The organism is Amorphoplanes friuliensis DSM 7358, from assembly GCF_000494755.1.
In the GTDB taxonomy this organism is placed as follows: domain Bacteria; phylum Actinomycetota; class Actinomycetes; order Mycobacteriales; family Micromonosporaceae; genus Actinoplanes; species Actinoplanes friuliensis.
In genome coordinates this window covers 1,823,961-1,835,347 of record NC_022657.1, presented here as the reverse complement: position 1 = coordinate 1,835,347, position 11,387 = coordinate 1,823,961, and the positions used below count along the sequence as shown (strand labels likewise).

At 70.5% G+C, this 11,387-nt stretch carries 12 protein-coding genes; 6 read left to right on the top strand and 6 right to left on the bottom strand.

What is annotated here, in order from left to right:
- Positions 1-101 precede the first annotated feature (101 nt).
- The 4 genes from AFR_RS08540 to AFR_RS08525 all read right to left on the bottom strand — a co-directional run bounded on the left by AFR_RS08540 (position 102) and on the right by AFR_RS08525 (position 3,352).
- The gene (locus AFR_RS08540; protein ID WP_023359510.1) at positions 102-497 is read right to left on the bottom strand and encodes an HPF/RaiA family ribosome-associated protein; all 396 of its coding nucleotides are present in this window, start codon (positions 495-497) and stop codon (positions 102-104) included.
- A gap of 133 nt (positions 498-630) precedes the next feature.
- Positions 631-2,328 (bottom strand): glycoside hydrolase family 3 protein, encoded by a 1,698-nt coding sequence (locus AFR_RS08535; protein WP_023359509.1) that lies wholly within the window; start codon positions 2,326-2,328, stop codon positions 631-633.
- Positions 2,329-2,360: 32 nt separating this feature from the next.
- Positions 2,361-2,906, bottom strand: coding sequence for a hypothetical protein (locus tag AFR_RS08530; RefSeq protein WP_148307905.1), 546 nt, complete (start codon positions 2,904-2,906; stop codon positions 2,361-2,363).
- A gap of 41 nt (positions 2,907-2,947) precedes the next feature.
- On the bottom strand, positions 2,948-3,352 hold the full coding sequence (locus AFR_RS08525; protein WP_023359507.1) for a helix-turn-helix domain-containing protein: 405 nt from the start codon (positions 3,350-3,352) through the stop codon (positions 2,948-2,950).
- A 117-nt stretch (positions 3,353-3,469) separates the two neighbouring features.
- Between AFR_RS08525 and AFR_RS08520 the strand changes: the two genes are divergently transcribed.
- On the top strand, positions 3,470-3,853 hold the full coding sequence (locus AFR_RS08520) for a hypothetical protein (RefSeq protein WP_148307904.1): 384 nt from the start codon (positions 3,470-3,472) through the stop codon (positions 3,851-3,853).
- Here the strand turns inward: AFR_RS08520 and AFR_RS08515 are convergent.
- A complete protein-coding gene (locus tag AFR_RS08515) occupies positions 3,814-4,551 on the bottom strand; it encodes a DinB family protein (RefSeq protein WP_023359505.1) in 738 nt (245 codons plus the stop codon). The genes AFR_RS08520 and AFR_RS08515 overlap by 40 nt on opposite strands.
- Positions 4,497-5,219: a DUF4386 domain-containing protein gene (locus AFR_RS08510; RefSeq protein WP_023359504.1), complete on the bottom strand. Its 723-nt coding sequence runs from the start codon at positions 5,217-5,219 to the stop codon at positions 4,497-4,499. Before AFR_RS08510 ends, AFR_RS08515 begins: the two co-directional genes overlap by 55 nt.
- Before the next feature lie 65 nt (positions 5,220-5,284).
- Between AFR_RS08510 and AFR_RS08505 the strand changes: the two genes are divergently transcribed.
- The 5 genes from AFR_RS08505 to AFR_RS08485 all read left to right on the top strand — a co-directional run bounded on the left by AFR_RS08505 (position 5,285) and on the right by AFR_RS08485 (position 11,387).
- A complete protein-coding gene (locus AFR_RS08505) occupies positions 5,285-5,977 on the top strand; it encodes a TetR/AcrR family transcriptional regulator C-terminal domain-containing protein (protein ID WP_023359503.1) in 693 nt (230 codons plus the stop codon).
- The gene (locus AFR_RS08500) at positions 5,974-6,393 is read left to right on the top strand and encodes a VOC family protein (protein ID WP_023359502.1); all 420 of its coding nucleotides are present in this window, start codon (positions 5,974-5,976) and stop codon (positions 6,391-6,393) included. Before AFR_RS08505 ends, AFR_RS08500 begins: the two co-directional genes overlap by 4 nt.
- 217 nt (positions 6,394-6,610) lie before the next feature.
- Positions 6,611-7,621 carry an endonuclease domain-containing protein gene (locus AFR_RS08495; protein WP_023359501.1) on the top strand — a complete coding sequence of 337 codons (1,011 nt, stop codon included), beginning with the start codon at positions 6,611-6,613 and terminating at the stop codon, positions 7,619-7,621.
- Complete coding sequence (locus AFR_RS08490) at positions 7,603-8,250, top strand: hypothetical protein (RefSeq protein WP_023359500.1); 648 nt, start codon at positions 7,603-7,605, stop codon at positions 8,248-8,250. The genes AFR_RS08495 and AFR_RS08490 overlap by 19 nt, the downstream gene beginning before the upstream one ends.
- Complete coding sequence (locus AFR_RS08485) at positions 8,250-11,387, top strand: ATP-binding protein (RefSeq protein ID WP_041840705.1); 3,138 nt, start codon at positions 8,250-8,252, stop codon at positions 11,385-11,387. Before AFR_RS08490 ends, AFR_RS08485 begins: the two co-directional genes overlap by 1 nt.

The following is an 11,387-nucleotide window of genomic DNA, read 5'->3' as shown; positions in this document are numbered from 1 at the left end:
TGAGCACCAGCAGGGTGTGACGTCGCGAGCGGCGCTTCTTGCGGCCCGCGGAAATACGGCGGAACTTCCCGCCCGCCGGCGTACCGGCGGGCGGGAATCTTTCAGTCCTGCAGCGCCTCGGGGAGCTCGGTCTCCTCCGGCAGCGAGTTGTCCCGCAGGTGGCGGTTGTGCCGCGGCTCCTGCTTGGTCTTCGCGTCGTTGAGCTTGCGGCGCAGGTCGTCACGGACGTCGTTGAGCGCCGCGTGCAGATCGTCCTCCAGCGAGGTCGTGACGACCTTCTGCCGGCCCGCGATCCAGCACTCGAGCGTGACCTTCTGACCCCGCGCGGCGCGGTCCTTCACCGAGACCTCGAGCTCGGTCGTGTCCGCGTGGAAAGCGGCCAGCCGGGCGTCCAGGGTGGCGAACTGCTCGGCGATCCAGTTCCGGTCACCCTGGGTGAACCCGGCACCGACCCGCAGGCAGTCCTCGACGGTGGCGGGGTTCGCAACCGCGCTCATCGCTGCACCTCCCGCTCGTCGGCAACAGACCAGGCGTTACGCAGAGTTACGGTCACCATCAGCGCTGACCCTTCGGCTCGTGGGATGTTCCTGATCAACCCCTACCCACGAGGAAGGGCTCGGGAAACGGACTTCAGCTCCCGTACCGGAAAAGGACCTCCGAGCCGTCGGCGCTGCGGATGGTGACCGGCAGGCGGCCACGGGCCGCCGTCCGCCCGGTGAGCACGTCGGCGAGGGCCGTCACCGAGGGCGGCTGATACCCGTACGCGGCCAGATACGTCGTCACCCCCGGGAGGTACGCGATGTCGTAGGGCCCGCCCGCCGCCGCCACCACCACCGGCTTCCCCGTGGTGAGCAACGCGGCGACCAACGCCTGCTGCGTCCCGTCCCCCCACGCGTTGTACGTGGTCACCACCGTCACGTCCGCCTCCCGCGCCGCCGCGACGGCCTGTGCGATGACCGCCGCACTCGGAGACCCGGTGTAGAAGCGTGTGGTGTCCATCCCCCGCGCCACGAGCCCGGCCGTCAGGTTGGTGGTTGTGCTCGCACCCCACCCCGTCACGAGCACTTTCCGCCCGGCGCTCAGCGGAAGCTCGGTGTTCCGCAGCTGCGTGATCGACCGTCCGGCCACGTCGGCCATGACGCTGAGATGTTCCGGGGTCCCGACCACCGGCGCGGGCACGTACGGGTCGCGGAACAGCCCGAGGCCGCTCTTCATCCGCAGGATCCGCCGCACGGACCGGTCGATGCGGGCCTCGCTGATCGTCCCGTCGGCCACCGCGTCCAGCAGCGTCCGGACGGCGCCCTGCACGTCCCGTGGCATCAGCAACTGGTCGACACCGGCGTCGACGGCGTCGAGCACGATCTGCTCGTCGGGAATGTCCGCGAGGGCTGCCGCGTCGAGCGCGTCGGTGATCACCACACCGTCGAAGTGCAGCCGGTCGCGCAGCAGTCCGGTCACGACAGGCTTCGACAGACTCGCGGGCCGCCCGGACGGGTCCAGCGCCGGCGCGACGATGTGCGCCGCCATGACACTCTGCGCACCGGCGGCGAGCGCGGCCCGGAACGGCGGCACGTGCGTGGCCAGGATCTGCTCCCGCGTCTCGTCGGTCACCGCCACCCCGTTGTCGGTGTTGACGGTCGTGTCCCCCAGCCCCGGGAAATGCTTGGCCTGGGTGCCGATGCCGGCGGCACGATAACCCGCGACCGCGGAGGCCCCGAAGACCGAGACCTGACGCGTACGGTCGCCGAACGCCCGCGGACCGTCGGCACTGTTGCGCGGGTTGGTGTTGACGTCCACGACCGGTGCGTCGACCACGTTGATGCCGAGCGCCCGCAACTCGGTCCCGCTGACCCGCGCCGCCCGGAACGCGTCGCCGGGCCGGAAGGTCGCCCCGATGGCCATGTTGCCCGGCGAGATCGCCAGCGGCGTACCGATCCGGTTGACCACGCCGCCCTCCTGGTCGGTGCTGACCTGCAGAGGGATGCCGGAGTCAGCCGCCGCGGCCCGCTGGAGACCGTTCGACAGGCCCGCGATCTGCGCCGGATCGACGAGGTTGCCGCTCCAGGTGAAGTAGATGACCCCGCCGAGGTGGAACTTGGCGACGGCTTCCGCGCCCGTTCGCACCCCGGCGCCGAACATCGTCTCGTTCGCCGCGGACGGCGTGGTGGCATCCGCGCCGTACACGTAGGAGACGACCATCTGGCCGACCTTCTCGGGCAGGGTCAGGCCCGCCATGATCTCGGCGATCGGATCCCGGGCCCGGGCCGGACCGGCCGGCAGGACGGCGAGGAGCAACACGGACCCGATCGTCACGATGCGGCGCAGCATCACCCCATCAGAGTCCTACCGATCGACGACTGTCAAACCCCGGGGCGCGGCACGCGGCGAATCGAGCTGACCTTGGACGTGGGCTCCTCGGTGGTGGCCACGCGCAGGCCGTTGAGGTAACCGTCGGTCTCGCGCTGCTCGCCGTACTCGGTGGTCAGCTCGGTGATGCGCTCCTCGAGCAGCTGCCGTTCGCGGTCGCGGTCCGCGGCGAGCTGGGACCGGAACTCGGCGAACATGTCATCCAGCTCGTGGACCGGGGCCGGCTCGTGCCTGACCTCGCGGAGGCGTTCGAGGATCTGGTCACGCGAGAAGACCACGAGGACCGCGAGCCAGGACAGTACGAACAGCCCGGTCACGATGGAGACCGCAGCGAGGCCCGACAGGTTCGGCGGGGGCGGCGGCATGCCGTTGGGGCCGGGTGGCGGAGGCGGTGGGTGGGGAATCCCGACGGCGATCGTGATGATGAGAGCGCCGGTTGCCGCCGTGGCCGCCACGAGGGCGATCAGCAGCAACTTGCTCATCTGGATGTGTAGTCCGCCCACGATGGACCCATGATCGGCGCGGGCCCGCTCAGTCATGGTCCGAGATTACGTAACTTTCGGTCGTGGCGCGACATCGGTCAGGCCGATCTGCGCCGCCGCACCACTTTCCGGTACGGCTCGAACATCCGGTCGAGCACGGTCTCCAGCGCGGCGCGGTCGGCTGCGGAGATCGGCGAGTCCTCGCCGAGGATCCGGCCGAGCTCGCTGACCAGCGGATGGACGGCCGGGGTGACCGGCGCCGGGCCACCGAGCCGGTCCGGGTACGCCGCGACGACCAGCTCGTTGATCGTCCGTCCGAGCACCGGGGCGATCCGCTCGATCGATCTGATGGTGGGCCGCTGTTCCTCGCTGAGCCACCGCAGCACGACGGACGGGTCTGTCCCGACGGTCCGCGCGAAGTGCGTCGGCGTCGGGAATCCCGCGGCGTGGATCGCCTCCCGCAGGTAATCACCGAAGCCGGCCGGCGGCGGGGAAGGGCTCATGCGCACCAGGATAGGCGTTCCCCGACCGCCCGGGCGATTGGTTGAAGGTCTGCGTACTGCTACCGTCATTGGCTAGATAACCAATGGCTCGGGCGTGGAGCGAGAGGTCGTGGCGACGTGGTGCAAACGACGGTTGTGGTCAGCATCCTGTTGATCTGCTTCGGCGCAGTTGCGTATGTCCACTTCCGGCCCCGTACGGCCGGCCGGCCCGACGACCTGGGCGGCGCTCCGGCGACGGTCATTGCCCCGGCCCCGGCTCCGGCCCCGCAGTCGCTCGTGGTCCCTCCGCCGGCCCCGGCACCCGTGATCGTGCGGCCCGAGGCGGCGCGGACCGTGCCGCAGGAACGACCCGCCGAGGTCGTCCGGACGCGGGTGGCACCGCCGGCGCCGGTGGCGGCCGCGCCGGCGGTGCGGCGCGGCCGGGCCAACAGCGGCTTCAACCGTTTTGCGGGCGCACCGGCTCAGGCGCGGGTCAGCGCGTCGAGGTCCCGCTCGGCGTAGAGGCGGTGCTGCCACTCCTCGTTGAGGACGGTCAGCAGGCATTCCCGGACGGGATAACGGTCGGCTTCGGGCCAGCCGGGACCGTCGACGGGTTCGGTGCGGGAGTCGAGCTGTTCCTCGGTGAGACCGTCGAGGACCTGACGCACCGTTTCCCACCGGTCCGCACGCAGGGCGAGCACCACGTCGAGCGACGGTCGTGCCGTCCGGTCACGCGGCACACCCGGCGCGTCCGGGATCTGGTCGAAGGGCAGGTCGAGCGGGTCGAACGGGCTGGGGTCACCGAGCATCACCCGCCGGATCCAGATGTCGGTGGCATAAACGAGATGACGCAGCGTCTCGGTGAACGACCACTCACCGTCGACCGACGCGTGCAGCAGTCCGGGGTCCAGTCCCCGGGCCCGGGTCACCGTCCCGTCCCACAGCCGTTCCAGGATCTGCCAGGCCTCCCGGAAACCCTCGGGGCCGTCCGGCCGCATCTTCGCCCGGTCGGGATGACGCCGGTCGAGCTCCGCCTCGACCAGGGGGCCGATGGAGACGCCGTTGACGGTGACGTTCTCGAGCTCCCCGCTGATGTCGACGTTGCTCATCCAGACGCCGCGCATGACCACGTCCTTCATGAACACATGGTCGAACCGTGCACCGGTCAGGTCGGACTGGTCGAAGGTCTTTCCCCGGAGGTCGTCGCGTGGTTCTGCCATGCCGCCACGATAGGTGAGCCCGATCGAGGACGGATGCCCCGGAGCAGCAGGTAGCCGACCATCCAGAACTCCCCCACGGACGCGGGCACGGTGAGGAGGTCGGCCACGACGCCGGCCTGCGGGACGAGGTAACCGACCAGCGGGCTCAGCACATATCCGGCGCCGCCTCCGATGAGGAGCAGGCCGAGCGGCCGGGGCATCCAGCCCGAACGCAGCACACACCAGCCCATCGGGATCAGCCACAACCCGAAGAAGAGCGCCCCGCCCGTCCACAGGTGCCCGCTGATCAGATAGAGGAGCTGGACGGTCGCGGCCGAGTCCCCGAGCGGGTGCAGGGCGATCTCGCTCGCGGTGGCCAGCAGGGCGGCGCTGCTCAGGATCGCGACGCCGTTGACCAGCCCGAAAGCCGCGATGCACCCGGCGGCGAAGGCGTCGACCGTCCGGAACAGCCGGTAGAACCAGACCGCCGTGAGCGCCTGGGTCAGAACCACCAGGAGCTCGAGGGCGACCCCGGCCCGCGCCAGCCCGTCCCGCTCGATCAGGTGGGCGAGTGTCGCACCCGGGTCGCCGGCCACGAAGAGCTGCGACCGGATCAGCAGAAAACCGAGCCCTCCGGTGAGGGCCAGGCCGAGGTAGAGCAGTCCGGTGACACGAGCAGTACGGATCATCGACGAGCCCTCCGTGGCGAGTTACCTTACAACGTAAGGTAACCATACGCCGTACTGTAAAGGCCATGGAAGCGAAGGCCGTCCGCGAGCCGCTGAGCCGCGAACGCGCACTGGCAGCCGCGGTCACCCTGGTCGACGCGGAAGGCCTGAAGGCCCTCACCATGCGCCGCCTCGCCGCCGACCTGGGCGTGGAAGCCATGTCGCTCTACTACCACCTGCCGGGCAAGAACGGCCTGCTCGACGGGCTGGCCGACACCGTCATCGACGAGATCACCACTGCGGTCGCTGCCACCGCGGTGCCGGACGCGGACTGGCGCACCAGCCTGCGGCAGCGTTTCCTGGCCGCCCGCGAGGTCATGCTCCGCCACCCGTGGGCGCCCGGACTCCTCGGCTCCCGGCCGACGATCCCGTCCGGCCTGTTCGCCTACTACGACGCCATCCTCGCGACCCTGGTCGGCGGCGGACTCTCCTACCGCCTGGCCCATCGGGCGCTGCACGCGTTCGGGAGCCTGGCCCTGGGGTTTGCCCAGGAGGTCTTCAGCCCCGCACCGGCGGGAGGCAGCATGGACGTCGGCGCCACCGAGGCGGACCTGTCCGCGCTGGCCGCGACCCTCCCGCACCTGACCGCGATGGTGGAGGCCGAGGTCCACGCCGTCGAGGACCCGACGCTCGGCTGGTGCGACAGCCAGGTCGAGTTCACCTTCACCGTCGACCTGCTCCTCGACGGTCTGGCCCGCGCCCAGGAAAGGCAACCATGACCACCATTCCCCGCTTCCACCTGGCCGTCCCCGTCGACGACCTGGCCGCCGCCCGCCACTTCTACGGCGAGGTGCTCGGCCTGTCCCAGGGCCGCAGCTCGGACACCTGGGTCGACTGGAACCTCCACGGCCACCAGTTCGTCACGCACCTGGCGCCGGCCCGCCCGCAGCAGATCCACAACCCGGTGGACGGTCACGACGTCCCGGTCCCCCACTTCGGCCTGATCCTCGACGTCGCGGTCTTCCACGAGCTCGCCGGCCGTCTCCGCGCGGCCGGTACGCCTTTTGTGATCGAGCCCTACGTCCGTTTCGAGGGCCTGCCCGGCGAACAATGGACGATGTTCCTGCTCGACCCGGCCGGGAACGCCCTCGAATTCAAGGCGTTCGCCGACGACTCCCAGGTTTTTGCCACCTGACCGTCCTTATTGATCATTGGCCGGGAGGGTGAATCCACCGAACGGGCAGGATTGCATTGCCATTCCGCGGTGGCATCCGCGAACGCCTCTTCCGTAGTCTGTTCCGGTTACGTCCGGAGACGGCTTCAGGAGGGTTGATAACGCTGGCTGTCGCATCCCGGTCGGATTGTGCGAAAACCATTCGCCCTCCCGGTGATCCCGGGCAAGAGCTCGACAAATGACCTTGGGCAGTCAACTGGCCCGCCTCGCGAGCGACCGGGCCATCGCCATTCAGGGGGCCGAGCTCGGCACCATCGCCCTCACCCTGGCCGAGGACACCACCGCGCCGGCCGCGGTCGTGGCCCGCGCCGAGGCGCCGAGTGCAACGCCGCGTGACTTCGTTGCCGGCGCGCTGGAGGATCTCGAACGCGTCGCCGTCGAGCTGCTGCCCGCCTGGCTGCCGGATTCCTCGGCGATCGGCCGGCCGGACGTGGGCGGGGTGGCGGCGATCCGGATGGCCGCGACGGCCCACGCCCGGCACGCCCACTACTCCCCGGCCTTCCTGGCCGACCTCGCGGTCCTGGCCGTGACCGGCCACCGGAACAGGCAGCCCGGGCTGCCCGTCGGTGTCCGTGCTGCTCAGCTCGCCCGGCTGATCGCCGCCGCCTTCGGCCGTCCCCGGGCCGCTCTCCTGGTTCCGGTCGCCGCCGGCCTCAGCCCCCGCGACCAGGACGTGATCGTCGCCGGCGCCGGCTGGCTCGTCCACAACGCCAGGATGGCGGTCTGGCTGATCGGCACCCTCCCGGCCGGCGGAGAGCAGATCCCCTCGGTACGCGTGACAGAAGCGCCCGCCCGGCGCCTCGCGACGATCGGCCGGCCCCACCCGAACAGTGCCGTCGAGAGCGCCCTCGAGGCTGCCCTGGCCGCGGAGACGTGGGCGGACGGACGGCAGTGGAACCAGCCGTACAGGTCGACGCCGCTGAGCACCCCGGTGCGGCTGGACCTGCTCTGGCCGGCGGAAAGGTGTGTCGTGGAGATCGACGGTCCCGAACACTGCCACCCGGTGCATTTCGAGGAAGACCGCCGGCGCGACGTGCAGTTGCAACTCGACGGTTATGCGGTCCTGCGATTCACCAATGCACGAATCATTCACGACGTCGGCGCGGTGGTGCACCAGATCGGCACCTACCTCCGCCGCCGGCGTGGCGACACAGCGGAAGGAAACACCCCATGGCCGGCGACGACCTGACCCCCTCCGAGAACGCGACCTTGATCGTGCTGATGGCCGAGGCCCGCGAGGTGCTCAATACCGATCTCAAAAAACTGTACGGCCTCGACGTCACCAAGAAGAGCCGTGACAAGTTCGCCCGCAGACGGTACGTGAGCAGCCGCAAGAGCGGGCCGACCTTTGCACTCCAGCTCGACGACGACGGCTGGGCGCAGGTGCAGAACGAGCTGGAGTTCAGGTCCCGGGGCGCCACCGCGCACGCCGCCGCTCTCACCGCGCTGCTGGCGAGCCTGCGCGACCGCGTGCTGGACCGCAGCGGCTGCAAGTCGTACGCCGAGTTGTTCGCTCTCAACGACCTGCGGGGTCCCCACTCGGCCGGCGACCAGGAGCAGATCCTGCGGACCCGGATCGTCAACGCGTACGAGGCGCTGGCGGCGGAGCCGGGCGGATGGGTCAGCCTGACGCGCTTGCGGCTCTTCTTCGGCGACGTGCCGCGGGCCGCCGTCGACGAGGCGTTGCGCAAGCTCAGCCGTGAGCCGGGCGTCAACATCGTGCCCGCGTCCAACCAGAAGATGCTGACCGAGGCGGATGCCGCGGCGGCCCTGCACCTCGGCGGCCAGGAGAAGCACTCCCTCGCGATCGGTGTGTGATGAACGAGTCGGAGCGTGCCGCGCTGGCGGCCCTGAGGTTCAACTGGGCTCCCGTCCCGGACGACGTGTGGCGGCCCTTGCCGTTCCACGTCGACGGTCTGCATCCGACCGTGGTCCGGGAGGTGCTCGACGGTGTGGCCGATGCCCGGGCCAGCACCGGCGGCAGCCCGATCGGCCTCGTGCTGCAGGGGCAGCGCGGCTCCGGCAAGACCCACCTGCTCGGCTGGACCCGCAAACAGGTGCAGGAGCAGGGCGGCTACTTCTTCCTGGTCGGCCTGCTCGACGCGGCGGGCTTCTGGGACAGCGTCCTGGCCGCCATGCTCGACGGACTCTCCCGTCCGGTCCCCGGCAGCGACGAGACACAGCTGGTCGTGCTGTTACGACGGCTGTCGGCGATGGTCGGCGCCCCGCGGACAGCCCGGCGGGCCGTCATGGGCGAGAAGACCCTGACCCGGCCCGCCCTGGACGCGTTCATCGAGGGTCTCGGTGAGTTCGACCGCCACGTGGCACGGGCCAGTCAGGAGACCGCCCGGGCACTCGCGCTGAGCGCGTCCGACGACGTCGCGCATCGTGACCTGGCCGAGAACTACTTCATCTCCGGTGAGGAGTCCGAGCCCGGCGAACGCCATGCCTGGGGCATGCGCCGGGCACCGCGGCACGCCCAGCAGATCGTGCAGGACCTGTCGTGGCTGCTCGCGCTCACCGGTCCCTCGGTCATCGCCATCGATCAGGTCGACACGCTCATCGCACAGTCGGCCCTGCAGGACGATCCGCAGCTCCCGAGGACGGCTCTGGTCGATCCGGAGCAGGCGCTCATGCTGGCCCGGATAGCCGAGGGCCTGATGTCGCTGCGCCAGGTGACCCGCCGGACGCTGACCGTCGTGGCGTGCATCCCGACGTCCTGGACGATCATCAAAACGTCGGCGGCCGACACCGTCAGCGACCGGTTCCGGCTGGCGCCCCAACTGGTCAAGATCAATGACGACGACCTCGGCCGGGCCATCATCGAGAAGCGTTTTGCCGTGCGCTACCAGGAGATCGGCTTCACCCCGCCGTACCCGTCGTGGCCCGTTCTGCCGCAAGCCTTCGCCGCCGCCGGGGACTTCACCCCGCGGCAACTCCTCATCGAGATCGACAAGCACATCCGGACCTGCATCGCCGACGACGAGGTTCGCGAGCTCGACCACCTGGGCGAGCCACCCGCCACCGAACCGCGGGCACCGCGCCCGGCCGTCGTTCCGGTGCCGGTCGCCGAGTTCGATCGGCTCGACGCCCGGTTCGCCGAGCTCAGGAAGAACGCCGACGTCACCGCACCACTCGACCGGGCGTCGGAGGATGCGATGGTGCCGCCGCTGCTCACGGCCGGTCTGACCGCGTGGATCGTCGAGCGCGGCGACGGTGGTGAGGCGTTCAGTGTCGACCCGCCGCCCAGCACCAACCCGCCGCTGCACGGCGGGCTGCGCCTCACCCTGAACGAGCACAACGAGGACCAGCTGCACTGGTTCTTCCGGGCGATCAGCGACGGGCACCACGGTGTCGCGGCGCTGTCCCGGCTCCGGAAGGCGTGCATGGCCGCCGGCCTCGATCAGCGGGTGGCCAAACGCCGGTTGTTCCTGCTCCGCAACGGCCAGTGGTCCGGCAAGAAGACCCTGGAGGCCGTGGCGGCGTTCGAGGCGGCCGGTGGCCGGACCCTGCCGTTCGAGGCCGAGGATCTGCGGGTGCTGTCCGCGCTGCAGATCATGCTGGCCGAGGAGACCATCGACCTGCAGAGCTGGCTGGCCGAACGCCGGCCGGCCCACGGTCTGGCCCTGCTCCAGCAGGCCCTGTCCGACGTCAGCGAGCCGGCCCCCGAGGCCACGCCGAGCGAGCCGCTCCCGATGGCCGAAGGTTCGGAGCCGGCCTTCACCATCGGCTACGGGTACGACAGCGGCACACCCGCGCGCCTTCCACTGGAGGCGCTGCGGAAGCACACGACGATCTTCGCGGGCTCCGGCTCCGGCAAGACCGTGCTGATCCGCCGCATCGTCGAGGAATGCGCCCTGCAGGGGGTGTCCGCGATCGTCCTCGACCCCAACAACGACCTCGCGCGGCTCGGCGAGGCCTGGCCGGAAGCACCCTCGTCCTGGCGACCGGGTGACGAGGTCCAGGCCGCGGACTACCTGGCGAACACCGACGTTGTCGTGTGGACACCACGCCGGGCCTCGGGGCGGCCGCTCAGTTTCCAGCCGCTCCCGGACTTCCGCAGCGTGCGCGACGACCCCGACGAGTTCAACGAGGCCGTCGAGGCCGCCGTGGCCTCACTCGCACCCCGGGCGATGGTGGCCGGTCGCGCCGTCAAGGCCCACCTCGGTCTGGCCGTGCTGCGCAAAGCGGTCGAGCACTACGGCCGGCGTGGGGGTACACGACTGAAGGGTTTGATCGACACCCTCGCCGGCCTCCCCGACGGCATCATCGACCTCGACGGCGCGGACAAGATCGGGCTGAGTCTCGCCCAGACCCTCACCGCGGCCATGGTCAACGACCCACTGTTCGGCGGCGACGGCACCCCGATGGACCCCGGCATGCTGCTCACACCCGCTCCCGGCAAACGCGCCCGGGTGTCGGTCATCAGCCTGGTCGGGCTGCCCTCGGACGACGTCCGGCAGAGCTTCGTCAACCAGTTGCAGATGGCCCTCTTCGCCTGGATCAAGAAGAACCCGGCCGGTGACCGGCCGTTGCTGGGCCTGCTCATCATGGACGAGGCGCAGACCTTCGCCCCCTCGGGCGCGATGACCGCCTGCACCCAGAGCACCCTGGCGCTGGCGGCGCAGGCCCGCAAGTACGGACTCGGTCTGATCTTCGCCACCCAGTCCCCCAAGGGCCTGCACAACCGGATCCCCGGCAACGCCGCCACCCAGCTCTACGGCCTGCTGAACAGCCCCATCCAGATCGAGGCCGCCCGCGAGATGGCCCGCGCCAAGGGCGGCGACGTCCCGGACATCTCCCGCCTGACCGTCGGCGAGTTCTACCTCGCCGCTGAGGGCGCCGCTCCGCAGAAGATCCGCACACCCCTGTCCCTCACCAACCACCCCCGCAGCCCCCTCACCGTCGAGCAGGTCCTGCACATCGCCGGCGCCCACCACGCCGTGCCAGACTGA